This is a genomic window from Paraburkholderia rhizosphaerae (assembly GCF_004366595.1).
Taxonomy (GTDB): Bacteria; Pseudomonadota; Gammaproteobacteria; order Burkholderiales; family Burkholderiaceae; genus Paraburkholderia; species Paraburkholderia rhizosphaerae.
The window spans coordinates 138995-163396 of the sequence record NZ_SORE01000016.1; the positions used below are offsets into that span (position 1 = coordinate 138995).

The window sequence follows — 24402 nt, forward strand, 5'->3', positions numbered from 1 at the left end:
CATGAACGCACGCTCTCAACGCACGAAGAAACTGCCGCCGCTACGCGTCGGCGTCGGTGGACCGGTCGGATCCGGCAAGACGACGCTGCTTGAAATGCTATGCAAGGCCATGCGCGATCGCTATGACCTCGTTGCAATTACCAACGATATCTATACGAAGGAAGATCAGCGGTTGTTGACGGTCGCAGGTGCGTTGCCTGCGGAGCGGATTATGGGCGTCGAGACGGGTGGTTGCCCGCATACGGCGATTCGCGAAGATGCGTCGATTAATCTCGAAGCGGTCGACCGGATGCTGACGCGCTTTCCGGATGCGGACATCGTGTTTATCGAATCGGGTGGCGATAATCTTGCGGCGACGTTTAGCCCGGAGTTGTCCGATCTGACGATTTACGTAATCGATGTGGCGGGTGGGGAGAAGATTCCGCGTAAGGGCGGGCCCGGCATTACGAAGTCGGATTTGCTGGTGATCAACAAGACCGATCTCGCGCCGTTTGTCGGCGCGAATCTCGATGTGATGGCGTCGGATGCGAAGAAGATGCGCGGCGACAGGCCGTTTGTGATGTGCAATCTGAAGGCGCTGGATGGGTTGGATCAGGTGGTGGGGTTTATTGAGAAGAAGGGGCTGCTGGTCGTCTAGCTCGCCGGGTGACATGCGGGCGCGCGCCGATGGGGACCGGCGGTCCTTCAGGCCTCATGTCATACCGCTCATACGCGATGTCCTCACTACGCAGGACGATTGGATCGCAGCCTCGTCTTGCAAATTCGCCAACTCTTCACGATTGCCATGTATGCGAGGGTCGTCAATACAAGGTCTACAAGCAATGCCACAGGCGTTTCAAGGGCCTTCGGATCGCGGACACCCAGTTTTCCGGCGATGTTCGACCACCAGCGCGTGTACTCGGGCTGCATAGGGTCAAAGACGAAATCCCCGATTAGCCCGAACAGGCTGACGAATAACATCGTTTTGACGATGCGTCGTGCCAGTACGGGTGGCGTAATCGATATCTCGCTAGCGAGGGGTGCTACACGCTTCGCTATCAGCAGATAAACAAGAATAGTGACGACAAGGTCTAGAGCTAATGTCACGGATACCCAGGAACCTGCGGGATCGCGAATGCCCCATTTCGCTGAAAAAGCGGTCCACCATCGCATATGTTCGACTGTCATTGGAAATGGACCGGTGCTTACGAACAGCACCGCGAGCAGATACAAGCCCACAAACAGCAAAATCTTTATGAGCCTGCTCGCGAACCGCGACGGTTGGTTCGACGTTTCGTCTGTAGAGTCTTCCAAAGCTTGATAACTCCGATGTATAGAAAAAAAGCGATGATAAGGTCCGCGAGACATGTCACGGGTACCCAGATATTTTCCAGATCGCTAATATCGAGTTTTTCCGACAAACACAACCACCACTCCACTTGCTCACCTGTCATTGGAATAGGGTACGTGCGCACAACTTTCAGCGATAGTATGAACAGGCCGACAAACAACGACCCTTTAAGCATTCTCAGGAAAAAAATCACCATGCGGAGTCACCTGAATCGAGCCCTATACAAGTGTGCCTGAATATCGAAGGTCGCCGATCTTGAATCACGATCAAGGAATACACACGATCAATATGAACGATAATTTTCCAATCTCAGCATTAGATTCATCTCGTCGCACGCAAAAGCGCCCAGAGTTTGAGCAATGCCAGATATAAGAAAAAACCAAAAATAATATTCGCAATGAAAGTCAGGGAGATCTCCAGATTTTCAGGGTCCTGGATATCGAATTTTTCCGAAATCGCAAACCACCACCGTAGCTGCTCATCAGTCATTGGAAAGGGGTAAACATGGATTAATCTAAACGACAGAAGGAACAGACCAATGAACAAAGAGAACTTCAGGAAGCTATGGACAAGTATCACCATGTGTAATTACCTCGATCCAACCATATGCCTGTAACCCGGAATTGCCGGCAGGAACGGTGGCGGTTTGCATCAACGCCTGGCGAACAACCCGAAAGTGGGTGTAACTTTGCAGCGTAATACAACCCAATGAAGTACCTAGACCAGCCTTAGGATGCAATCTGAAATTGCCGCGCCTTACTCCATCGATCCATGTATAGTCGTCAATTTGGCCATCGTCACAAAATAGAGCGAACCACTCTTCGCGATGGGAAGGTGCACCGTGAAATTGGTTCCTTACATCCTTGATGAAAGCCTCCGCCTGTGAGCGAAAACCGCCCGTAGGCCTATCGACAATCCAATATCTTCCCGCTGGAATTGGCCCTTTGTTAACGATTTTCGTACATCCCCCGCGATTAAGGTAAATTCCATCGCCGGAAAATGCAGGAAACGAGCCTACCCCAAACATCACGAGTGGTGAAAGCGTCGTATTGTCGATCACAAATTTCCCATTTATAGCCATAATTTCGCCTCTTCGGCTATCGCTCACTCCACGAATCCGTAAACCTGATATTCCCATCCACATAGTGCCACGTGATACGGTCATACAATATCGAGACGGACTCCGTATGATTAAGCTGAGACACAGTAGCGATCTTTGTATTTGCCATACCCATAGGTGAATGCGAGCGAGTACCGGTGACCTTCCCCGTACTGTTGTCGACGGGGAGGTTAAGGCCATGCCCGAATCCGATCACCTCGATACTCCCTTCGCGATCTTGCACAGTGACGGAACCCTTGATGTCCGCACCACCATCGTCTTTAAGCCACATATAGGCAGGAATTGGCATGCTGGCTTTTGCTCCACTTTTGAGTATTTTTAACAACCAGGCACGCATACTGCCACAAGAAGGATTAAAAGAATTATCCTGCACAAGCGATTTGACAAATCTTTCCACATTTTCAGACGCCAATCTTATTTGGCGCAAAATCAAATCAGAAACACCCCAATATCACCAAGACAAACACAAGAAAAATCAAACCAGACGCGACACTGCATCGGAAAGCGAAAATCCTCCTCTCGAGCATCGACAGGTGCCGCCCCAAGCAAGGTCCCCACCTACGCCCGATGCTAAAATGTCAAAAACGATTACAAACCGCCCGCACCCAAGCGCCACCGCACCGCACACACACTCTCCCGCTGACCCATGCGCCAAACGGCTCCCCGCACCTCCGTCCTGTTCCACGTCGTCGATTTCAACGACGGCGGCATCGAGTCCTCGCTGATTCAATGGCTGCGCATCCTCGACCGCAGCCGCTTCGAGATCACGTTGTCGGTGATGTTTGCGTCGCCGCCGTTCATCAGCCGCTTCCGTGCGTTGATTCCGCAGGACGTGAAGGTCGAGATCCTGGTCGATCGGCCATGGCTCAACCACTTCCAGTCGCGCCGTTACGCGCGCAAGCTCAGCAAGCTCGGACGCGTCGGGCGCGACGTCTTCAACACACTCGCGGTGCGGCCCTATGTGCGAAAGCGCATCGCCTCGCTAGCGAAGCACCACGACGTGATCGTCGACTTCGATATGTCGCTGCGGCGTTGGGCATCGCAATTCAATGTAGCGTGGCTTGGCGTCAATCACTTCAGTTTCGACGCGCGTCTTGGGAATCGCCCGCGCAAGGCGCGGCGGCTCGCGCAGCAATACGCACGCTATGACGCGGTCGTCGCGCTGAATCAGCACATGGCCGACGAGGCCAACGCGATGTTCGGCGACGGCCTGCGCCGTCTCGTCGTGCTGCCCAACGCAATCGACATCGACGCGATCAACGCGTCAGCCAGCGCGCCGGACGCGAGCACCGCGCCGGTCGCGGCGCCGTACATCGTGTCGGTCGCACGGCTCGACGAAATCCAGAAGGACCACCGCACGCTATTGCATGCGTACGCGAAGATGGTGAGCAGCAACGCTGTCGCGGAACATCTGGTGATCGTTGGAAACGGCGCGTTCCGTCAGGAACTGGAAGGCGTCGCCGCGCAACTCGGTATCGCGCAGCGTGTGCATTTCGTCGGCCATCAGGACAACCCACATGCGCTAATCGCACACGCACGCGCGCTGGTGCTGAGTTCGCGCTACGAAGGGATGCCGATGGTTTTGCTCGAAGCGCTTGCGCACGGCAAGCCGATCGTTGCGACCGACTGTCCGACCGGCCCGCGCGAGATTCTCGATGATGGCCGCGCCGGCATCCTTGTGCCGATCGGCGAACCCGACGTGATGGCGGATGCGCTGATGCGTGTCGTCGCCGATGCAGGGTTGCGCGACGCGATGACCGCGAACGCATTGGCGCGCGCGCAGCACTATGGAATCGAACAGAGTAACCGGCGCTTCGCCGAGTGTGTCGCGGATATTCTCGCGGCGCGGCACGCTCATCGATCGGTGAAGGCGCCCGCGTAGCGCATCGCGCGCAAACCAAACCCCAGGCACACCCGTTATTGCGACTCCGCCGCCAACGCGGGAGCCGGATTCTCGGGCAATAGTGTCGTCAGCACATCGACCGTGCGCGCGGTCGCGCCGCGATGCCGCGCGGCAAACGCGGAAGCCGCGGCGCCCATTGCGGTACGACGCGGCCGGTCGGTGAACAACTCGCACAACACGCGCGCAAGGTCCGCCGGATCTTTCACCTGAATCGTTGCGCCGGCCGCGACCGCGTCCGCCGTTGCCTGCGTGAAATTGAACACGTGAGGACCGATCAGCACCGGCACGCCGACCGCACACGCTTCGATCAGATTCTGTCCGCCAAGCGGCAGCAGGCTGCCGCCGATAAACGCGATATCCGATGCCGCGTAATACGCGCCCAACTCGCCCATCGAATCGCCCAGCAACACCTTGACGTCGCGCGACAGTGCCGGCACCGGCCCGAGCGCGGCCGCCGCGGTGCCCGCCGGCGCCCACGCGGAACGCCGCTCGACGCGCAAGCCTTGTCGCTCGACGAGTGCCGCGACTTCATCGAATCGCTGCGGATGACGCGGCACCATCACAAGCAGCGCATCATCGCGTGCAAGCGCCGCAAACGCCTGCAGCACCAGTTCCTCTTCACCTTCGCGCGTGCTCGCGGCAACCCACACCGGTCGCTCGCCAATCGCCGCACGCCACGCGTGACCGCGCGCAATGAGCTCCGGCGGCGTATGCATATCGAACTTCAGATTGCCGAGCACCGCGATATTGCGCGCGCCGAGCGCGGTCAGCCGCTGCGCGTCCGCGGGGCTTTGCGCGAGCACGCGCGCAAAGCCGCCGAATACATCGCGCGTCGCGTGACCGAAGCGCGCCGCGCGCCGGTACGAGCGCTCCGACATCCGCGCATTAGTCAGCACGAGCGGCACGTCGGCGCGACGGCATTCGTCGATCAGCGTTGGCCACACTTCGGTCTCCATCACGAGACCTAGCGACGGGCGCCATGCGCGCAAAAAGCGTCGCACCGCATGAGGCAAGTCATAAGGGAGATAGCTGCGCAACACCCGGTCGCCGAAAATCTGCTCGCCGGTCGCGCGGCCGCTCGGTGTCATATGAGTCAGCAGGATGCGCGCGTCGGGGCGCGCTTTCATCAGCGCGTCTATCAGCGGTTGCGCCGCGCGCGTCTCGCCGACCGACACCGCGTGCACCCAGATCAACGGCGCATCGTCTTCAGGCAGACGGCCACGCCCGCGGCCGAATCGCTCGCCGATATAGCGGCGGTAGCCAGGTTCCTTGCGCGAACGCCATAGCAGACGCAGCACCGCGATCGGCGCGGCGATCCACCAGAGCGCGTTGTAGACCGCTCTTAGCATCGCGCCTCCACGACGGTGTTCCAACCTGCTGCGAGCGCGCGAGCACAAACGCAAGCGCCACCATCGGCACGCACGCCCAAACCACCGTCGCGCTTCGATCGGCTGCCGCTCAAACCAGCGCCCTGCCCTGCAAGCGTTCGAGAATGCCAAGCGGTGCGCACTCCGGCTGCACCATCGCCTTTACCGGCAGGAAGAATGTCTGTTCGAGCATGAACTGGCCGGACATCACCGCATGCGATGTCTGGTCCGAAAAACACACCCAGACGCTGCCGGGCGGAAACGGCATGGTTTGCTGCGGCGACGTCTTCTGATAGTCGAGGTCCGCTTTCATTCCGTCGTGCAGATGCAGCATCAGATGGTCGTAGTCGCTGCGCGGCGTCTTCGTCACATGCAGCAGATTCAACAGCCATGCGGCGCCGGGCATCTGCGGCTTGATACGCGGCAAGAAGCGTTTGGCCATTGCCTCGAATGGCTCGCCAACGCGCCATACGCGCGGCACACCCTGCTGATTGACATTAGTGAACACGCGCAGAATCCGCTCGCCGTAATTTGGCCGCGACGGAAACGCGTCGACATGCAGCCGGCTATCGTCCTTGCGCCACGACGTTTGGCGCGTCTCCACCTGATGCAACCGCAGGCTCGTCGGCGCGACGCGCAGCTTGTTGCGGTACTCGGGGAACAGTCCATCCACCAGCGTGCGCGCATTCGTCTGGTAACGCGCGATCAGCGCGCGCACCGCCGATTGCATCACCGTATCGCCGAGCACACCGTGCAACGCGCCGCCGTTGGGTTCGAGGCTGATGTTCTTGCGGTTCGGATCCGCGATCGCCGGATCGAGCAACGCGGTCTCGCCGCCTTCGATCGCAAAGCGCAGGTTTGGGAAATACAGCACCTTGCCGCGCTCGACGCCCGCGAGCAGCGTTTCGCGCGGCATCGACAGGTTTTGTCCGTGCCAGTCGGCGCTTGTCACTTCGATGATCTGGGATTCGTTCATGGTCGCCCTTTATTTGCAGCGGATGAAGCGTGTGTGCGTGTGCCGTTACAGCAGACCAAACGCGGCCAGCGCGTCCTTCACGGCCTGCAGCGTCGGCGGTCGGCCGGCCGTGCCGAGATTGACCACATTCGACGACCAGTAGCCGCCGGTACGCCACGCGGTGGCGAAATTGTACAACTCGACCGTCGGCCGCTTGAGCGCCGCGGCAATATGCACAAGGCCGGTATCGACGCCGACCGTTGCCGCCGCGCCTTCGATCAGTCCGACTACCGCCGGCAGCGACAGCTTCGGCGGCACGACCGCGGCCGCGCCGAACTCCTTCGCGAGGCGCTCACTGGTCGCGCGTTCCGCGTCGCTCCCCCAAGGCAATACCAGCGACGCGCCGCGCCGCACCAGCGACTGGCCAAGCTCGATCCACGCGGTATCGGGCCACTGCTTGTCCACCCGCGACGTCGCATGCACGAACACGACATACGGCACCGGCAGGTTTAGCTGCGTCTGCGAAAGGGCGAGCGCGGCGCGGTTCGAATCGAGGCCGAAGTCGATTTCGTCAGTGGGTTGCGGCGGCGGGTTGCCGAGCGCGGCCGCAACCAGCTGGCGCGTGCGTTCGACCACATGGGTGCGCGGCTCGATCGGCACGCGCCGGTCGTAAAAGAAGCGCACCGGCCACTCGTAGCCGGCGCCGTCTGTGCGGTTGCCGAGGCCCACCAGCGGCCCGCGCGCCATCCGCGCGAGCCATGCGGTCTTGATCAGCCCCTGACAGTCAATCACAAGATCGTAATGCTCGGCCGCGAGCGCTCGGCGAAACGCGCGAATCTCGCGCCAGTTGGCCGGCGATAGCAGCCCCCTGCGCCAGCGCCGCAGCGACACCGGAATCGCGCGGCGCACGCCCTGCACGAGTTCAACCAGCCCAACGAAGCTTTCTTCGACCAGCCAATCGATTTGCGCGTCCGGATGGCGGCGGCGGATATCGGCGATCGCCGGCATGTTGTGCACGACGTCGCCCAGCGACGACACCCGTACGATCAGTATCTTTTGCGCGCTCAAGGATGGGAGGCCGGTCATTCCGGCACGACGATGCGTTGAAAGGACGCAATTCTAGCGCGCCGCACGGAAAAACCATGAAAAAACGCGGCGCGGCCCTTGTCTGGCTCACGCCGCGTTGGTATGCGGCTGTTTGTTCACGCTGGTTCGTTCGCGGTCGCGCGCTCGCCGCGGTTCGTTCACGGCGGTTCTTTCACGGCGGGTCGCTCGCCGGAGAGCATTCGCCGCGAGGTGCGGCCAGCTGCCACAGTAACTGCCGTGCCGCGCGATCAGCGCATCGCAGGCCGCCGCCTGTGCGGCCCTTCACGCGCCGCAAGCGTCAAACCCGTCAGAACGGCAACTTCGCGTCGGACTTCTCCGCGAGAATCACGCGGCGGAAGTCCTCCTGGATGCGCTTGAGCGCCGCATCGTTATCGGCTTCGAAGCGCATCACGACAACCGGGGTGGTGTTCGACGAACGCGCGAGACCGAAACCGTCCGGATACTCGACGCGCAGTCCGTCGATGGTGATGACCTGGTCCGCCTGCGGGAACTTCGCGCTCTTCTGCAGACGCGCGATCAGTTCGAAGTTCTCGCCTTCCTGCAGCTTCAGTTGCAGTTCCGGCGTCGAATGCGAGTTCGGCAGACCGTTGAGCAACTGGCTCGGGTCCTTCACACGCGACAGAATTTCCAGCAGACGCGCACCGGTATAAAGACCATCGTCGAAGCCATACCAACGATCCTTGAAGAACACGTGCCCGCTCATCTCGCCGGCTAGCGGCGCGCCGGTTTCGCGCAGCTTCGCTTTCACGAGCGAGTGGCCGGTCTTCCACATCAGCGGTTCGCCGCCCTTGTCCTTGACCCACTTCGCGAGATTGCGCGTGCACTTCACGTCGTAGATGATCTGCGCGCCCTTGTTGCGCGACAGCACTTCTTCGGCGAACAGCATCAATTGACGGTCCGGATAGATGATCTGCCCATCCTTCGTGACGACGCCAAGGCGATCGCCGTCGCCATCGAACGCGAAGCCGATTTCCGCATCGGTTTCCTTCAGCTTGCGGATCACGTCCTGCAGGTTTTCCGGGTGCGCCGGGTCCGGATGGTGATTCGGGAAGTTGCCGTCGATCTCGGTGAACAGTTCGACCAGCTCACAGCCGAGCGCCTTGAAAAGGCGCGGCGCGAGCCCGCCCGCGACGCCATTGCCGGTATCGACGACGAGCTTCAGCGGCCGCGTGAGTTTGATATCGCTGACGATACGCTCGACGTATGCATCGGCGATGTCGTAATCGGCATAGCTGCCGCTGCCGGATTCGAACCTGTTGTCGACGATGCGCTTGTACAGCGCCTGGATCTGGTCGCCATAGATTGCCGCGCCGCGCAACACCATCTTGAAGCCGTTGTAGTCCGGCGGATTGTGGCTGCCGGTCACGACGATGCACGAATCGACGCGCCGCTCGCCGCCCGCGAGCTTCAGCGGCACGCTCGCCGCGAAGTAGCCGACCGGCGTCGGCACCATGCCGACATTGACCACGTCGACGCCAGCGGAACGCAAACCTTCGGACAGCGCCGCGATCAGTTCCGGGCCTGACAGACGGCCGTCGCGGGCGACCACGACCGCATCGCCACCTTGTGCACGCACTTCGCTGCCGAATGCGCGGCCGATCGAACGCGCGGCATCGGCGTCGAGCGTCTTGCCGATCACACCGCGGATGTCATACGCCTTGAAAATCGATTGGGAGATCATGGATAGGCTCACTTACGTGCAATGGGAAATTTTGTCCGGCGCATCACGTGGTCGTCGCCTGCGCCCTTGCCGGAAGCGGTCCGGTTCCAACTTATAATTGCGTTTTTCAGCAGATGCCTGTCACTCTATTCTAATGCCTAGACGCGCCCCGATTGTGAAGTTGCGCCAGTTGTGCGAGGAAATGGCGGGCCCGGGTGCGCCGCTGCCCACACGCATCGCGGGTCCGGCAGCGTGCCGCGCACGGGCGGGCGCCGGATGCTGACGTGGAAACGCTACGCGAATCCGGACGTCACGCGCGCGTTCGCCAATATCGTCTGGCTCGGGCTTGAGCGGCTCACGCAGATCGCTGTGGCGATCGCGATCAGCGGCCTGCTCGCCCGCTACTTCGGCCCCGACGTGTTCGGCAAGTGGCAGTACGCGAATACGCTGCTGCTCGTGCTCGCGCCGCTTACGTGGGTATGCGGCGCCGAAATACTGGTGCCGACTATCGTGCGCCGCCCGGCCACCGAACTCGGCACGGTGCTCGGCAGCGCGTTCGCATTACGGCTAACGGTGTCCGTGGCCGCGTTAGGGCTCACGTGGGCGGCGATTGCAGCGAACCACACCGTGCACTTCACCGATCCGCTGGTCGGCACGATGCTCGCCGGCCTCGCAGTGACGATGCTGTTTCGCGAGCCGGTCGTCGGCGTGATCAACGCGTGGCTGCAAAGCATGACCTACAGCAAGCCGCAGTTGCTGACCAGCATGACGACCGCGATTGTCAAAGCGGTGCTGGTCTGGCTGCTGGTGCGCGCGGCGGCGCCCGCGGGCAGCTTCGGCTGGCTGTGGGCGCTCGAAGCGGCCGCCATCGGCGCGGTGCTGGTCGTCTATTACGTGAAGCGCCACGGCGGCACGCTCGGCTGGCATGTCGAGCGGCCGCTGGTACGCCACTTCGCGAATGCCGGCACGGTGTTCTGGATCGGGCTGATCTGCATGTATCTGTTTCTGAAGCTGGACCGCCTGATGCTCGAGCGGGCGATTTCGTTCGCGGACCTTGGCCGCTATTCGGCCGCGCAACAGCTGAACGAAAACTGGATCACGCTCGCGCTGATGCTCGCGCAAACCATCGCGCCCGCGTTTGTCTACCGCGTCGACGATGCGTCGCGGCTGCGCCGCAATATCTGGCGGCTCGCCGCGTTGACTTTCGCGGTGATGGTGAGCGGCGCGCTCGTGCTCGATCTGCTCGCGGGCTTCATCATCCATCATGTGTTCGGACCGGCTTATGAAGGCGCGATCGGTATTTTTCGCTGGGCGGTGTGGTTATCGGTACCGGCCGGCATCGAGGCAATCGGTAATCTCGTCGTGCTGAAATATCAGGCGAAGTTCGTGTTGCTGTCGAAATGGCTGCTCGCGCTGGCCGTCGCGTTCGCGGTGAACTGGCTCGCGATTCCGCGTCTCGGTGCGTACGGCGCGCTGGTGGGGCTTGCCGCCGGGTATCTGGCGGCCGCATCGGTCAATCTTTATTACATCCGCTTGAAACTGGGCTCATGACGTCTTCGTCCGCACCGGCACGCTCGCCGCATCACGCACAGCCGCATGCCCCCGAGCATGGGGACGTGCACACACCGGACGCCGCTGCGCCGGACGGTTCGGCTGTGCCGCACCGTCCTTCGCTCGCCGACGTCGCGGTGTTGATGCCGGCCTACAACGGCCAGGCCGATGTCGAGCGCACGCTCGCGTCGTTCAGCGAGAGCGAGCCGGTGCACGTTCTGATCGTCGATGACGGCAGTACCCCGCCGCTCCTCGCGCCGTCGCTGCCGAACCTGTCGGTCGAGATTTTGCGGATGCCGCAAAACGGCGGCATCGAGCGCGCGCTGCAAACGGGCGTCGAAGCGCTCGCCGCGCGCGGGTTCCGTTATGCGGCCCGAATCGACGCGGGTGACCTGACCGTGCCGCAACGGCTCGCGAAGCAGCGCGCATGGCTCGAAGCGCATCCGCGGGTGGCCGCGCTCGGCATGTGGGCGCAAGTCGTTGCGCTCGACGGCACGCCGCTCTTTATGCTCGCGCCGCCGGCCGAACCGCATGCGATCCGCCGCATTCGCTTTCTGCGCGCCTGCTTCGTGCACCCTTCGATGATGCTGCGCATCGACGCGGTGCTGGCGGTGGGCAACTATCGCGTCGCTTACCGTTCCGCCGAAGATCTCGATCTGTTCCTGCGCCTGATGGAACGCTATGACTGCGCGAATCTGCCCGAACTCGGTCTTTACTACGAGCTCAACGAAAGCGGCATTAGCGCGACGAAGCGCCACCGCCAGATCGCGTCGACACTGCGGCTGCAACTGCATTACTTCAACATCGCGAATCCGTACGACTGGCTGGGCCTCGCGAAAAACCTGCTGCACTTCATCACGCCATACGGCGCGTTGCGGCGGATCAAACGTCTTGTCTATGCGCGCGACCCGCAACCTCGCGCCGGCGGTTGAGTGAAAGCCGCTGCCGCCATCTGGTTGCTCACTCAACATTGCCACTTCTGCCGACCCGCGACTTCATGAAGCCACGCCTCGAGCGCCCTGCCGACCTTCGCGTCATCCTTGTCTGCAATACGTCGTTTGCTATCTACACGTACCGGCAGGGGTTGATCCGCACGCTGGTCGAGCGTGGCGTACAGGTCACGGTGATCGCGCCGCGCGACCGCACGACCGACCTGCTCGCGCAGATGGGCTGCCGTCACATCGAGCTGGCAGTCGCGTCGAAAGGCACGAACCCGCTCGCCGATCTGCGCACGATGTGGCAGCTGTTCCGGCTGTATCGGTCGCTTCGCCCGCATATCGTGTTTCACTACACGATCAAGCCGAATATCTACGGATCGGTTGCGGCACGGCTCGCCGGTGTCGCGTCGGTGGCCGTGACGACCGGCCTCGGTTATGTTTTCATTCAGAAAAGCCGCGCGGCGGAAGTCGCAAAGCGCCTGTACCGCTTTGCGTTCCGCTTCCCACGCGAAATCTGGTTTTTGAATCGCGATGACGAAGCCGCGTTCATCGATCAGAAGCTGCTGGTCTATCCGGAACGCGCGCGCCTGCTGCATGGCGAAGGCGTCGATCTCGTGCAGTTCGCGCCGGCACCGCTGCCCGAGCGTTCATCGCGCGCAGCGTTCGTCTTCGTACTGATCGGCCGGCTGTTGTGGGATAAAGGTATCGGAGAGTACGTCGAAGCAGCGCGGCAGCTGCGCAAGCGCTATCCATCCGCGCGCTTCCAGTTGCTCGGCCCGCTCGGCGTCGATAATCCAAGCGCGCTTTCGCGCGCCGACGTCGACGCGTGGCAACAGGAAGGCATCGTCGAGTATCTCGGCGAAGCGCATGATGTGCGGCCCATCATCGCCGCGGCCGATTGCGTCGTGCTGCCGTCGTATCGCGAAGGCGTGCCGCGCACGCTGATGGAAGCGGCCGCGATGAGCCGGCCGATCGTTGCAACCGACGTGCCCGGCTGCCGTGAAGTGGTCGAGCACAATGTCAACGGCCTGTTATGTGAAGTGCGTAGTGTGGAAAGTCTTGCCGCGCAGCTCGCGCGAATGCTCGATATGAGCGACGCGCAACGGCGTGCAATGGGAGAACGCGGCCGGCAGAAAGTCGCATCCGAGTTCGATGAGCGGCTTGTCATCGAACGCTATAAAGACCTGCTCAAGAACCTGACGGGTGTCTCACTTTAACGGAGTAAAGCATGGCGATGAAGGGCACGATTCTGGTAACGGGCGGCGCGGGCTTTATCGGCTCGCACACCTGTGTGGCGTTGCTCGACGACGGCTACGACGTCGTGGTGATCGACAACCTCGTGAACAGCAATCGCAAATCGCTCGAACGTGTCGAGCAGATTACCGGGAAGAAGGTCGCGTTCTACGACAACGACGTGCGCGATGCCGCGGCCCTCGAGCGCATTTTCGAGCGTCATCCGGTGACCGGCGCGATTCACTTCGCGGCGTTGAAAGCAGTCGGCGAATCGGTTGCGAAGCCGGTCGAGTATTACCAGAACAACATCGGCAGCCTGCTGACGCTGCTCGATGTGATGCGCAAGCGCAATGTGAAGCAGTTCGTGTTCAGCTCGTCGGCAACTGTATACGGCGTGCCGGAAAGCTCGCCGATCGACGAGTCGTTCCCGCTTTCCGCGACGAACCCGTATGGCCAGTCGAAGCTGATTGCCGAGCAGATCCTGCGCGATATCGAAGTGTCGGACCCGTCGTGGCGCATCGCGACGCTGCGCTACTTCAACCCGGTCGGCGCGCATGAAAGCGGCTTGATCGGCGAAGCGCCCGGCGGCATTCCGAACAACCTGATGCCATATGTCGCGCAAGTGGCAGTCGGCAAGCGCGACAAGCTAAGCGTATTCGGCGGCGATTACGACACGCCGGACGGCACCGGTGTGCGCGACTACATTCACGTCGTCGACCTGGCCCTAGGGCATATCAAGGCACTCGACGCGCTCGCGAAGCACGATAAAAGCTTTGTGGTGAATCTGGGCACGGGCCAGGGCTACAGCGTCCTTGAAGTGGTGCGCTCGTTCGAGAAGGCGTCGGGTCAGAAAGTGCCGTATCAAATCGTTGCGCGGCGGCCTGGCGATATCGCGCAGTGCTTTGCGAACCCGGCAGCGGCCGAACGCCTGCTCGGCTGGCGCGCGCAGCACGGCATCGAGCGGATGTGTGTCGACCACTGGCGCTGGCAGCAGCGCAACCCGAACGGGTTCGAATAACGCGCGTGTTGCGTTGCTCGCGATGTGCGTGGCATCGGATGATGCGACGCACATCGTGCACGCAGTGTGTCGGCCAGCTGGTGTTACTCCAGTGGTGTTACTCCAGTTCAGGCAGCAGGAACGTAATCGGTGTCTTGCCCGCCGCCGCGCGGCCGTAAATCTCGTAGCACGTGTCGTGGTAGATCGCGCCGTGCATATACGCGACGCGCACGTCGCGCCAGACCCGGTTCATCGGCGCATCCCGGTTGATAAACGCCGTGCCCGACGCGCCCGCGATCTGATCCACCCCTTCCCAGATCAGCCGGCTCGCAAAGCCGGCATCCCGCCAGATGCGCGCACGCTGCTGCACGCTCATCTTCTCGCCGCGTTCGGTACTCGTTTCCAGCAAGCGGATCGCTTGCCGCAGGATCGATTCGGCCGCATCGATTTTCGCGGTCGCCTCGCCGATCTGCAGATGCGTGACGGTCGCGTCGTCCTGTTTTCCGTAGGTCGTAAACGCAATGCCGCGCGTGCCGATCTTCTCCATGAAGAGTTCGACCGCAGCTCTCGCCATGCCGACCATCGAGCACACAAGCCGTATTGCCAAGGTCGGCACCATCGGCATCCGGTAAGGCAGCCCATCGCGCAGATGCGTGGCCGCGTAGTCGTCCTGCAGCGTGCGGCTCGTCGATACGATCCGCTCGTCGGGCACGAACACGTCCTTGACGGTCACGCTCGTGCTGCCACTGCCGCGCAGACCGATCGTGTCCCAATCGTTGAGCAACGTGATTTCGGATACCGGCAATAGCGCGGCGCCGCGGCCGATCACCTGCCCCGCGTCGTCGACCAGCGGAATGCCGAGCTGATCCCATTGCGCGTGGTAAACGCCGGTGTTGTACATCCACAGGCCGTCTTCGATCACATAGCCGCCGGCCACACGCCGGGTCTTGGCCTTGCGTGGCGCGAGCGTGCCGCAGATGCGGACATTCGCGTTTTGCCCGAACACCTGGTCGGCCACCTGCTTCGGGTACGACACGGCGACGAGCCAGATGCCCGTCGAAATAAGCCCTAGCGTCCACGCGGTCGCAGCATCGCCGCGCGCCACTTCGATGATCGCGTCGAGGTAAGTTTCGTAAGAGACCTGCAGGCCGCCGTACATCTTCGGACGCACCATATCGAAGAGGCGTGCGTTCTGCAGATCGGCGACCGTCGCATCGGGCAGCTTGGACAGCGCATCGGTTTGCGCCGCACGCGCGCGCAATGCGGGCACAAGCGCCGCAGCCGCGGCGACTACGTCATGGCCGCTGTTACCGGTGGATACGGCTGGTTGGACGGTTTGCGCGGCCGCTGCCGGCTCCGCCCTGTCGATCGTACTCATGCACTGACTCCTGATGGGCGCCGCTGCGCCGACGAAGATTTTGGCGAAGCTGGCAAATTAGGTCATAAACAAGGCTGGAAACACGCAATCGGCGCGGCAGGCGACGCAACGATTTGCCGTCGACCGCTTTCAGTGAACGCCCGAGCGGCCGCCAATATTCCGACTATTTCATCTCTCCAACGTGCGTTTGCACCGACCGATAGCGACATGTAAGCAGGCAACACAACGCGTCATAGTGCTGTGCGCCGACTGTTCCCGAGTGACAGACAATCCATGCGCAAGACCAATAATGGACGTCCCGTTTGCGCACAACACGCTGCTCTTCTTCGTCAATCAACGCGACAATGATCTCTTTTCGCGTTGATCGACGCTCCGTTCGGAATCCCAACTCATCGCGATGCTTTACGACCCCGCGCTCCGCTATTCATCGTACGTAACGCGCTCGCCGACCTGGTAAATCAGTTCGCCGGACAGACAGCGCTGAAACTTGACTGCGCCGCGCAATGGCTATGCTGCGGATGGCAACGCGCGCCGCACGTTGATCCGCCACGACATCCACGCGGAATAAAGCGAAATCGCGACGTGTTTTTCGTTTAACTGCGGCACGCATGGATCATGCATGCGCGCCATGCGACGACAGGCACTCAATCACATCCGGGCATGCAGACAATCAGCTATACGAGCGCGGGGGGCAACCAGTCCAGCCGCCGTCGATGGGCCGAGGAGATGGCAAGCCGCTTCGGCCTGAATTGCACGCTCGATACCGCGCGTGCGAGTCATTCGATCGTCACGCAATGGCGAGCCGGTCCACTGAAGCTCACCGATGCCGAACTTGCGTGGCTGTGGCTGTCGCCGGTCATGCAGCGCACACCCGCGTGGCTTGGTGAATACATGCTGCTCAAGCAGGTCGAGAGCGGGTCGATGACGATCGAACAGAACCGCACTACGCATCGGATCGACGCGGGCGGCATGGTGCTGGTCGACCCCGCGCGAGCTTTCCACGATCACTACAGCGAGACGACACGCATCATCTCGCTTCGCATCCCCAAACAATCGTTGCGCGACCGCGGTATCCGCTATGCGTTGGACGATCTGTATTTTCCGGACCTGAAGTCGCCCGACGTAGCCGCGGTACGCGACTACGTGTCGTTCACCGCGCAGCACGCGTCCGCGATCAGCACAAAGCTGCTCGATCGCCTCGGCGATCAATGCCTCACCTGCTTCGACATTGTGATTGGCGATGCGCCGAGTCAATCACTGGCTCGGTCCGCCGCGGCGCTCGCGTTGCGTGCCAGGCAGGTCATCGCGCGATCGATCGGCGACCCTGACTTGACCGTCTCGAAGATCGCCGCGGAACTGAACGTGTCGGCGAATTATTTAAGCCGCGTGTTTCGCGCCGAAGGACTGTCGCCGATGCGCTATGTGTGGTCGATGCGGCTCACGCATGCGGCGCGGCTGCTTGCTGAAACACCGGTGGAGCGCGTGATGTCGAAGGAAATCGCGTTTCGATGCGGCTTCTCGAACGCATCGAACTTCAGCCGGGCATTCAAGGACGAATACGGCGTCGCACCGCTGGCTTACGCACGCCGTGCACAGGAAGCCGCAGGCGAACGCGGTAGCGATTCCGACATGCCGATTTCGAACACATAACGAACGCTCAAGCCATCGCGACCGTGCGGCGCTTCGTGCCGCGTGCGCGATGGCCGTAGCCGCCCCTCTATGGAAACCACCGATGCCCTTATCGCGCTCGATGCGCTTGCGCATGAGTCGCGGCTCACGGTGTTCCGGACACTCGTCCAGTTCGGGCCCGCGGGACTGTCCGCCGACAAGCTTGCGGCATTCACCGACACGCCCAGTGCCTCCCTGACACTGCATCTGCAGCGCCTGCTCGACGCAAAGCTGGTGTCGCGGCATCGGCGCGGCGGCTCGGTCATCTATAGAGCGCGCTACGATGAAATCAACGGGCTGCTTGCGTACCTGATGGGGCGCTGTTGCGCCGGCTACGCGTGCCGCCCCGTTGCATTGAAGTTCGGAAAATTTCTATAAACGCACGCTTTGCCTATCCGTCGATCGCGTATCACGTAAACCTGTTAACGCTGCCTGCTCGCAGCGGCAAGCGTTTATCGGCGGTCATCATTCACGGCTGCGTGATCGCATAAACGGATGTACCCTAAACCTTCGTTTAGCCTTGTGCTACGCCGGTAGACTTCCGCCGTCCGCGCTGCGCATATATCTTGCGGGAATCCGGGGGGAAACGCGCCTGCCGACGATGCCCTGATGCGGGCGTCGCCGCGTATCCCGTGTTGATGGTGTAACAGACAAAAGCAAGGTAAGACAATGGATCCGAGCGCACTTGAACTATCCCGCATTCAGTTTGGGTTCACCGTGTCGATGCACATCATTTTCCCAGCGATGAGCATCGGCCTCGCAAGCTTTCTCGCCGTGCTCGAATTTGCGTGGCTGAAAACGGGCAAGCCGCATTACAAGGAACTGTGCCACTACTGGGCGAAGATCTTTGCAATCGGCTTCGGCATGGGCGTGGTGTCGGGCGTCGTGATGGCCTATCAGTTCGGCACGAACTGGTCCGGTTTTGCGCGCTTCGCCGGGCCCATTTCAGGACCGCTGCTGACGTATGAAGTGATGACCGCGTTCTTCCTCGAAGCGGGCTTTCTCGGCGTCATGCTATTTGGCTGGGAAAAGGTCGGACCGAAGATGCACTTCGGCGCGACGCTGCTGGTCGCGATCGGCACGCTGATCTCGACGTTCTGGATTCTCGCGTCGAACAGCTGGATGCAGACGCCGCAGGGTTTCATCATCGAGAACGGGCACGTCGTGCCGGTCGACTGGTTCAAGGTGATCTTCAATCCGTCGTTCCCGTACCGGCTCGCGCATATGACGATGGCCGCGTTTATCGTCGCCGCGCTGGTGGTGGCCGCGACCGGCGGCTGGCACCTGCTGAAGGGCCGGCGCGACCCGGCGATCAAGACCACCTATTCGATGGCGCTGTGGCTGCTGCTGATTCTCGCGCCGATCCAGGCGTTCGTCGGCGACCAGCACGGGCTGAACACGCGCAAGTACCAGCCGGCGAAGATCGCCGCGATCGAAGGACTGTGGGAAACCGAGCACGGCGGCACCGCGTTGAACCTGATCGGCTTTCCAGACATGAACGCGGAAGTGACGCGCTATGCGATCAGAATTCCGCATCTCGGCAGCCTGATCCTGACTCACTCGTGGGACGGCGAAATCCAGGGCCTCAAGGACTTTCCGAAGGAAGACCGGCCTAACTCGTCGATCATCTTCTGGACCTTCCGCATCATGGTCGGCCTCGGTCTGCTGATGATTCTCACCGCGTTGATCGGCGTGTTTCTGCGGCGCGACGGGCGATTGTTCGAAACCCGCTGGTTCAACTGGCTGACTGTGCTGATGGGACCGACCGGCTTTATCTCGTTGCTTGCCGGCTGGATCACGACCGAGGTCGGGCGTCAGCCATGGGTCGTGTACGGACATATGCGCACGTCCGAAGCCGTGTCGCCGATTACGGCCGACGCTGCCGGCATCTCGCTGCTGATCTTTGTGCTCGTCTATTTCGTCGTGTTCGGCATGGGCGTTTTCTACATCGTGAAGCTGATTCGCATTGGGCCTCAGTCCGGCGATGAACACACGCCGACATCCGCCGCACAGTCGCGCGACGATCCGGCAACCGGCAGGCGCCCGCTTGCGGTAGCCGAATAATCAACGCCACGTACGGAGGAACGCATGATCATCACCACGATATGGGCCGCAATCATTGCGCTCGGCATTTTCATGTACGTCGCGCTCGACGGCTTCGATCTCGGCATCGGCATCATCTTTCCGTTCTTCCCGGACGAAGGCGAGCGCGACATGATGATGCACACGATCGCGCCCGTGTGGGACGGCAACGAGACCTGGCTCGTGCTGGGCGGCGCCGCGCTGCTCGCGGTGTTTCCCGCGGTCTACTCGATCGTGCTGTCCGCGCTTTATCTGCCGATCATCTTCATGCTGATCTGCCTGATCTTTCGCGGCGTGTCGTTCGAGATTCGCGGCAAGGCGGCGCGCACGAAAAACCTGTGGAACGTATCGTTTATCTGCGGCTCGGCGGGCGCAGCCTTCTTTCAGGGCATGATCCTTGGCGCGTATCTGCACGGCATTCCGACTACCAATGGCGTGTTCTCCGGTGATCCGTTCTTCTGGGTTACGCCATTCGGCTTCCTCGCCGGCCTGGGACTGATGTCGACCTATGCGCTGCTTGGCTGTGGGTACCTCGTGCTGAAAACGAGCGGCGATCTGCAAAGCCGGATGCATGGTCTGATCGGCCCGCTCACGCTGGTGCTGCTCGGCTTTATCGCGGCCGTGTCGGTGTGGACGCCGCTTTCCGACCCGCATATCGCCGCGCGCTGGTTCGAGTCGCCGTTCCGTTACCGCCTCTATGCAGTGCCGGCCCTCGTGGTAATCGTCGCTGCGTGGATGTATCGCGCGGTGAAACGCCGCAGCGACGCGATGCCGTTCGTGCTCGCACTCGCGCTGGTGCTGCTTGGCTATATCGGCTTGCTCGTCAGCATCTGGCCGTATGCGATACCGAACACGATCACGCTCGCCGACGCCGCTGCGCCGCACGCGAGCCAGGTGTTCACGCTGGTGGGCGCAGTCATCATTATTCCGATCATCACCGTGTACACCACTGCCGGCTACTGGGTGTTTCGCGGCAAGGTCGAACCCGGCGCACGTTACGAGTAGCCGACGTACCGGTTTCGCACCGCAAGGTGAGAATGCAACACGCGCCAAAGGAAAATCGATCATGCCGGAATCCATTGTTGACCCATCTGTCAAACACACCACTGAGCGGTCTGTGCAGCGTCCCGTCGGGAAAGCGGTGATTCGGCCTTCGGTTCAATCCGCGCTTGCGCCTGTCACGCAGTCGGCAAAACAACCCGCCGGTCAGCCACGCACGCTGGCAAACCGCATCATGTGGCTGGTTATTTTGTGGTGCGCGGGTTTTGGCGCCACTTTTCTGTTCGTGTTGCCGTTCCACTTACTCGTGCAATGGGCGGTGCGCCGATAACGGGCACCGCCATCAGTCACATCGTCACGTCCGCATGTCGTGCGGGCGGGCGTGCGTGTGTTTCGATAATCCATCAGCAATCTTGAAAGAGACGCCGTGCGTCTCTGCATAACATTGCTTTACTCAATCCCGCTATGCCGGAAGGGGGCACTATGGCAGAAAGGAAATCGATTCGCGTCTATCGCGAGCCCGCGGGAGGCTGGGGCGCACTCAAGGCGACCGGCAAAGCGCTCGCGGAACAGGGCATTCCCGTATTTGGCGCACGCACGCTGCTGCGGATGAACCAGCCCGAAGGCTTCGACTGCCCAGGTTGCGCATGGCCTGATCCGAAACATACGTCGTCGTTCGAATTCTGCGAGAACGGTGCCAAAGCGGTCGCGTGGGAAGCGACGTCCGAACGCTGCACGCCGCAGTTCTTCGCGAACCATACCGTGACCGAACTCAGCGCGTGGGACGATTTCGACCTCGAGATGGCTGGCCGCCTCACTCACCCGATGGTCTATGACGCGTCGTCCGACCGTTATGTGCCGATCTCGTGGGACAACGCGTTCGCGCTGATCGCCGAACATCTGAACGCACTCGATTCACCTAACCAGGCGGACTTCTATACGTCGGGCCGCGCGTCGAACGAAGCGGCGTTTCTGTATCAGCTGTTCGCACGCGAGTACGGCAGCGGCAACTTTCCCGATTGCTCGAACATGTGTCATGAGGCGACGAGTGTCGGCCTGCCGGAGTCGATCGGTGTCGGCAAAGGCACGGTGCTGCTCGAGGACTTCGATCACGCGGATGCCATCTTTATCTTCGGGCAGAACCCGGGCACGAACAGTCCGAGAATGATGACGAGCCTGCACGATGCCGCGCGGCGCGGCGCTCGAATCATTTCGTTCAATCCGTTTCGCGAACGCGCGCTCGAGCGTTTCCAGGCCCCGCAAAATCCGGTCGAAATGGTCACGCTGACGTGGACCGCGATCAGCAACCCGCTGTATCAGGTGCGCGTCGGCGGCGATGTCGCCGCGTTAAAAGGCATCATGAAAGCGATCGTCGAAGCCGACGACGACGCGATTGCGAACGGGCAGCCGCGAAAGATCGACGTCGATTTCATTCAAACCCATACGCTGGGCTTTGAAGCGCTGGTCGACGATCTGCGCAAGACGAGCTGGAGTGCGATCGAGCACACATCCGGCTTGCGGCGTTCCGACCTCACGGCAGTCGCGAATGTCTATATGGAAGCGAAAAACGTGATCCTCGTCTATGGGATGGGGGTCACGCAGCACCATCGCGGCACCGAGAATGTGCAGCAGATGGCCAACCTCGCCATGATGCGCGGCAATATCGGCCGACCCGGCGCGGGCGTGTGCCCGGTGCGCGGCCATTCGAATGTGCAGGGCAACCGCACGGTCGGTATCACTGAAAAACCCGCGCAGGAATGGCTCGACCGCATCGAGCAGACGTTCGGCTTCAAACCGTCGCCGCAGCATGGGCGCGATGTGGTCGCGACGCTCGAGGCGATGTTGTCCGGCGACTGCAAGGTGTTTGTCGCGCTCGGCGGCAACTTCGCCACGGCGATTCCCGACTGGCCGCGGATGCAAAAGGCGATGCGCAATCTCGCGCTGACCGTCCATGTCGCGACGAAGCTGAACCGCAGCCATCTCGTGCATGCGAAGGAAGCGCTGATTCTGCCGTGCCTCGGACGCACCGAAGTCGACATCCAGCAGACCGGGCCGCAGTCGGTGACCGTCGAAGATTCGATGTCGATGGTGCATGCGTCGGCGGGCATCAACGATCCGGCGTCGGAGCATTTGATGAGCGAACCTGCGATTGTCGCCGGCATTGCGCGTGCGACGCTCGGTGACGGGTCGACGGTGCCGTGGGAAGAACTGGTCGCCGACTATGACCGGATTCGCGACGCAATTGAAAAGGTGTTCCCGCAGTTCGAGTCGTATAACGCGCGGATTCGCGTGCCGGGCGGCTTTCACCTGCGGTCGACCGCACGCGAGCGGATCTGGGCGACAAAGACCGGCAAGGCGAACTTCGCGGTGTTCGAAGGTCTGGACGAAGACCCGTGGCATGGCGAAGACGACGGGCTGTGGCTCACGACGATGCGCAGCCACGACCAGTACAACACGACGCTCTATTCGCTATCGGACCGCTATCGCGGTGTGTTCGGCCAGCGCGATGTGGTGTTCGTCAACTCGCAGGAAATCGCAAAGCGCAATCTGCATCCGGGCGACCTGGTCGATGTCGTGTCGCTGTCGAGCGATGGGATCGAGCGGGTCGTGCGCAATCTGAAGGTGGTCGAGTATCAACTGCCCGACGGTTGCTGCGGTGCGTACTATCCGGAGGCTAATCCGCTGGTGCCGCTGTATGCGTACGATAAGCGTAGCCGCACGCCATCGTATAAGTCGGTGCCGGTGAGGATCGTGAAGTCGGCGCGCAATATCGTGTCGGGTGCGTGGGCGCCGCAGTCGTGATGTGCAACGGGCGACATGAAACCGCGCGCGCATCGTCAGCCGGTAACGGCTGCGGTGCCCCCGCGGCGTGGGTGCATCACCGTCATTTCATTGCGGGGGCCGCTTGCGCCGGACGATGCGGATCGTCGACGTAGCCCGGTTCCGTCATAAAACGCATCTCCGCCGCTGCGCGTAGCAGATGGGTCCGCTTTCCGACCAGCGGCTCCGCATGCAGGATCGCGTGCTCAGGCTCGATCATCGCGAGCGCGGTTTCGGCCGCATTGATCGCGAGAGACAGCTTGTTCGGCAGCACGCATACGACACCATCGGCAATCTGCTCGACGTACGGCCCGCTCGGGCGCCCGCCCGCGCCCGTCACCGCGCTTTCCGTCTTTTGCGCGAGATACAGCGTGCGTTCGTTCGCCGCTGCGTGCAAACCAGGCAACAACGACCTCAGCGCATTCAGTTGCGCATGCAACCGGGTTGGATCGACGGCAGCGCGCTTGCCGTTTTCCAGCAGTGGGTCCGTGCCGTGCGTATAGAGCAGCACGGGTGAACCGTCCGCTTCATACTGCGGCGCGATAAACAATTGCGCGTCGGGTATCACAATGCTCGCGTCCGGCACGCGTCCGCGCATCGCCAGCACCTGGCTCGCGCGCGTTTGCACCGCTGCGGTCTTGCGCACATGCGGCAGCATGCCGATCAGCTCCGGTGTGCCCGCGCCGGCACACAGCACGATCTTTTGCGTTTCAATCGCGCTGTCGCCGATATGCAGCCGGTAGCCGTCGTGACACGCTTCGATCGCGTCGATCGTGCCGAACTTCAGGCAGTTCCGGTTGCGTTGCACGAGCTTCGCGAGCAATTCGCGCCCATCGAACATCACGTGCGAAAAGCGGAAGATGTGCGCGAGGCGATGGCCTTCGAGGGCCGGCGGACAGCCTTTCACCGGCACATAGTGGAGATCGCAGAGCGTCCACATCGCAGTCCACGCGCTCGGGTCGCCGACGAAGCCGACATACGAATCGGTCGAACGCACATTCACACGCAGGCGCCGCATCAGGTCGCGCCACTTCGGATACGCGTCGTTCAACTGGTCGACTAATTCGCGATCGTTATAGAAGTGACCACGATGGATATAGAACTGCGAACGCAGTGTCTGGCCTTCGCCGACGCGCGGCATCCTGTCGATGCAGCATGCGTTTAATCCTCGCGCTAGCGCCTGATCGAGCAGCAACAGTCCCTGAATTCCTGCTCCGACAATTACGCAATCGTATTTCACGTCAATTCCCCTTTCGAATGGCGTCGTTGGCTCGATGCAACCGATCGTACGAGC

21 protein-coding genes are annotated in these 24402 nt (G+C 61.5%); 12 read left to right on the top strand and 9 right to left on the bottom strand.

All coding sequences use genetic code 11. The annotated features are described in order from the left end of the window. The first annotated feature begins 1 nt into the window (after position 1). Positions 2 to 637, top strand: a complete 636-nt coding sequence (gene ureG, locus BX592_RS21040) for an urease accessory protein UreG (RefSeq protein WP_134194078.1) — start codon at positions 2 to 4, stop codon at positions 635 to 637. A gap of 86 nt (positions 638 to 723) precedes the next feature. Here ureG and BX592_RS21045 read toward each other — a convergent pair whose 3' ends face one another. The 3 genes from BX592_RS21045 to BX592_RS21055 all read right to left on the bottom strand — a co-directional run bounded on the left by BX592_RS21045 (position 724) and on the right by BX592_RS21055 (position 2739). Beyond that, the gene (locus BX592_RS21045) at positions 724 to 1293 is read right to left on the bottom strand and encodes a hypothetical protein (protein WP_134194080.1); all 570 of its coding nucleotides are present in this window, start codon (positions 1291 to 1293) and stop codon (positions 724 to 726) included. Positions 1294 to 1892: 599 nt separating this feature from the next. Then, complete coding sequence (locus BX592_RS21050; RefSeq protein ID WP_134194159.1) at positions 1893 to 2411, bottom strand: DUF2778 domain-containing protein; 519 nt, start codon at positions 2409 to 2411, stop codon at positions 1893 to 1895. Between the two features lie 16 nt (positions 2412 to 2427). Then, positions 2428 to 2739: a type VI secretion system tube protein Hcp gene (locus tag BX592_RS21055; RefSeq protein ID WP_134194161.1), complete on the bottom strand. Its 312-nt coding sequence runs from the start codon at positions 2737 to 2739 to the stop codon at positions 2428 to 2430. Between the two features lie 357 nt (positions 2740 to 3096). Here BX592_RS21055 and BX592_RS21060 point away from each other — a divergent pair, with 357 nt between their 5' ends. Continuing rightward, the gene (locus tag BX592_RS21060; protein ID WP_134194082.1) at positions 3097 to 4332 is read left to right on the top strand and encodes a glycosyltransferase; all 1236 of its coding nucleotides are present in this window, start codon (positions 3097 to 3099) and stop codon (positions 4330 to 4332) included. 35 nt (positions 4333 to 4367) lie between these two features. On the opposite strand, the gene waaA is transcribed toward BX592_RS21060, so the two are convergent. The 4 genes from waaA to BX592_RS21080 form a co-directional block, all read right to left on the bottom strand. After that, on the bottom strand, positions 4368 to 5702 hold the full coding sequence (gene waaA, locus BX592_RS21065) for a lipid IV(A) 3-deoxy-D-manno-octulosonic acid transferase (protein WP_134194084.1): 1335 nt from the start codon (positions 5700 to 5702) through the stop codon (positions 4368 to 4370). Between the two features lie 109 nt (positions 5703 to 5811). Continuing rightward, the gene (gene kdoO / locus BX592_RS21070; RefSeq protein WP_134194086.1) at positions 5812 to 6696 is read right to left on the bottom strand and encodes a Kdo hydroxylase KdoO; all 885 of its coding nucleotides are present in this window, start codon (positions 6694 to 6696) and stop codon (positions 5812 to 5814) included. 45 nt (positions 6697 to 6741) lie between these two features. Continuing rightward, on the bottom strand, positions 6742 to 7761 hold the full coding sequence (waaC, locus tag BX592_RS21075) for a lipopolysaccharide heptosyltransferase I (RefSeq protein ID WP_134194088.1): 1020 nt from the start codon (positions 7759 to 7761) through the stop codon (positions 6742 to 6744). 307 nt (positions 7762 to 8068) lie between these two features. Beyond that, positions 8069 to 9463, bottom strand: coding sequence for a phosphomannomutase/phosphoglucomutase (locus BX592_RS21080; RefSeq protein ID WP_134194090.1), 1395 nt, complete (start codon positions 9461 to 9463; stop codon positions 8069 to 8071). A 255-nt stretch (positions 9464 to 9718) separates the two neighbouring features. Between BX592_RS21080 and BX592_RS21085 the strand changes: the two genes are divergently transcribed. From BX592_RS21085 to galE, 4 genes are all read left to right on the top strand, one after another. Beyond that, positions 9719 to 10993 (top strand): oligosaccharide flippase family protein, encoded by a 1275-nt coding sequence (locus tag BX592_RS21085; RefSeq protein WP_134194092.1) that lies wholly within the window; start codon positions 9719 to 9721, stop codon positions 10991 to 10993. A 143-nt stretch (positions 10994 to 11136) separates the two neighbouring features. Next, positions 11137 to 11925, top strand: coding sequence for a glycosyltransferase (locus BX592_RS21090; RefSeq protein ID WP_134194163.1), 789 nt, complete (start codon positions 11137 to 11139; stop codon positions 11923 to 11925). 65 nt (positions 11926 to 11990) lie between these two features. Continuing rightward, positions 11991 to 13148: a glycosyltransferase family 4 protein gene (locus tag BX592_RS21095; RefSeq protein ID WP_134194094.1), complete on the top strand. Its 1158-nt coding sequence runs from the start codon at positions 11991 to 11993 to the stop codon at positions 13146 to 13148. Between the two features lie 11 nt (positions 13149 to 13159). Next, on the top strand, positions 13160 to 14182 hold the full coding sequence (gene galE, locus BX592_RS21100; protein WP_134194096.1) for a UDP-glucose 4-epimerase GalE: 1023 nt from the start codon (positions 13160 to 13162) through the stop codon (positions 14180 to 14182). 97 nt (positions 14183 to 14279) lie between these two features. Here the strand turns inward: galE and BX592_RS21105 are convergent, their stop codons facing one another. Further along, on the bottom strand, positions 14280 to 15539 hold the full coding sequence (locus tag BX592_RS21105; RefSeq protein ID WP_134194098.1) for an acyl-CoA dehydrogenase family protein: 1260 nt from the start codon (positions 15537 to 15539) through the stop codon (positions 14280 to 14282). A 660-nt stretch (positions 15540 to 16199) separates the two neighbouring features. Here BX592_RS21105 and BX592_RS21110 point away from each other — a divergent pair. The 6 genes from BX592_RS21110 (at position 16200) to BX592_RS21135 (ending at position 23090) form a co-directional block, all read left to right on the top strand. Next, positions 16200 to 17189, top strand: a complete 990-nt coding sequence (locus tag BX592_RS21110) for a helix-turn-helix domain-containing protein (RefSeq protein WP_166676411.1) — start codon at positions 16200 to 16202, stop codon at positions 17187 to 17189. Positions 17190 to 17258: 69 nt separating this feature from the next. Further along, positions 17259 to 17585: an ArsR/SmtB family transcription factor gene (locus BX592_RS21115; RefSeq protein WP_134194102.1), complete on the top strand. Its 327-nt coding sequence runs from the start codon at positions 17259 to 17261 to the stop codon at positions 17583 to 17585. 291 nt (positions 17586 to 17876) lie between these two features. Next, positions 17877 to 19271, top strand: coding sequence for a cytochrome ubiquinol oxidase subunit I (locus BX592_RS21120; protein ID WP_134194105.1), 1395 nt, complete (start codon positions 17877 to 17879; stop codon positions 19269 to 19271). Positions 19272 to 19295: 24 nt separating this feature from the next. Next, positions 19296 to 20294, top strand: coding sequence for a cytochrome d ubiquinol oxidase subunit II (cydB, locus tag BX592_RS21125; protein ID WP_134194107.1), 999 nt, complete (start codon positions 19296 to 19298; stop codon positions 20292 to 20294). A gap of 61 nt (positions 20295 to 20355) precedes the next feature. Further along, positions 20356 to 20619, top strand: a complete 264-nt coding sequence (locus BX592_RS21130) for a hypothetical protein (protein ID WP_134194109.1) — start codon at positions 20356 to 20358, stop codon at positions 20617 to 20619. 152 nt (positions 20620 to 20771) lie between these two features. Further along, positions 20772 to 23090, top strand: a complete 2319-nt coding sequence (locus BX592_RS21135; RefSeq protein ID WP_134194111.1) for an FdhF/YdeP family oxidoreductase — start codon at positions 20772 to 20774, stop codon at positions 23088 to 23090. Between the two features lie 82 nt (positions 23091 to 23172). On the opposite strand, the gene BX592_RS21140 is transcribed toward BX592_RS21135, so the two are convergent. Beyond that, the gene (locus BX592_RS21140) at positions 23173 to 24348 is read right to left on the bottom strand and encodes an FAD-dependent oxidoreductase (RefSeq protein ID WP_166676412.1); all 1176 of its coding nucleotides are present in this window, start codon (positions 24346 to 24348) and stop codon (positions 23173 to 23175) included. Positions 24349 to 24402 lie beyond the last annotated feature (54 nt).

Excerpts from the sequence above, each read along its gene's own strand:
- BX592_RS21080 (WP_134194090.1), bottom strand. The coding sequence starts at position 9,463 with ATGATCTCCCAATCGATTTTCAAGGCGTATGACATCCGCGGTGTGATC.
- BX592_RS21115 (WP_134194102.1), top strand. The coding sequence starts at position 17,259 with ATGGAAACCACCGATGCCCTTATCGCGCTCGATGCGCTTGCGCATGAG.
- BX592_RS21085 (WP_134194092.1), top strand. The coding sequence starts at position 9,719 with ATGCTGACGTGGAAACGCTACGCGAATCCGGACGTCACGCGCGCGTTC.
- BX592_RS21130 (WP_134194109.1), top strand. The coding sequence starts at position 20,356 with ATGCCGGAATCCATTGTTGACCCATCTGTCAAACACACCACTGAGCGG.
- cydB (WP_134194107.1), top strand. The coding sequence starts at position 19,296 with ATGATCATCACCACGATATGGGCCGCAATCATTGCGCTCGGCATTTTC.
- BX592_RS21055 (WP_134194161.1), bottom strand. The coding sequence starts at position 2,739 with ATGCCAATTCCTGCCTATATGTGGCTTAAAGACGATGGTGGTGCGGAC.
- BX592_RS21110 (WP_166676411.1), top strand. The coding sequence starts at position 16,200 with ATGCAGACAATCAGCTATACGAGCGCGGGGGGCAACCAGTCCAGCCGC.
- BX592_RS21090 (WP_134194163.1), top strand. The coding sequence starts at position 11,137 with ATGCCGGCCTACAACGGCCAGGCCGATGTCGAGCGCACGCTCGCGTCG.
- BX592_RS21050 (WP_134194159.1), bottom strand. The coding sequence starts at position 2,411 with ATGGCTATAAATGGGAAATTTGTGATCGACAATACGACGCTTTCACCA.
- waaA (WP_134194084.1), bottom strand. The coding sequence starts at position 5,702 with ATGCTAAGAGCGGTCTACAACGCGCTCTGGTGGATCGCCGCGCCGATC.
- galE (WP_134194096.1), top strand. The coding sequence starts at position 13,160 with ATGGCGATGAAGGGCACGATTCTGGTAACGGGCGGCGCGGGCTTTATC.
- kdoO (WP_134194086.1), bottom strand. The coding sequence starts at position 6,696 with ATGAACGAATCCCAGATCATCGAAGTGACAAGCGCCGACTGGCACGGA.
- BX592_RS21060 (WP_134194082.1), top strand. The coding sequence starts at position 3,097 with ATGCGCCAAACGGCTCCCCGCACCTCCGTCCTGTTCCACGTCGTCGAT.
- BX592_RS21095 (WP_134194094.1), top strand. The coding sequence starts at position 11,991 with ATGAAGCCACGCCTCGAGCGCCCTGCCGACCTTCGCGTCATCCTTGTC.
- BX592_RS21120 (WP_134194105.1), top strand. The coding sequence starts at position 17,877 with ATGGATCCGAGCGCACTTGAACTATCCCGCATTCAGTTTGGGTTCACC.
- BX592_RS21135 (WP_134194111.1), top strand. The coding sequence starts at position 20,772 with ATGGCAGAAAGGAAATCGATTCGCGTCTATCGCGAGCCCGCGGGAGGC.
- waaC (WP_134194088.1), bottom strand. The coding sequence starts at position 7,761 with ATGACCGGCCTCCCATCCTTGAGCGCGCAAAAGATACTGATCGTACGG.
- ureG (WP_134194078.1), top strand. The coding sequence starts at position 2 with ATGAACGCACGCTCTCAACGCACGAAGAAACTGCCGCCGCTACGCGTC.
- BX592_RS21105 (WP_134194098.1), bottom strand. The coding sequence starts at position 15,539 with ATGAGTACGATCGACAGGGCGGAGCCGGCAGCGGCCGCGCAAACCGTC.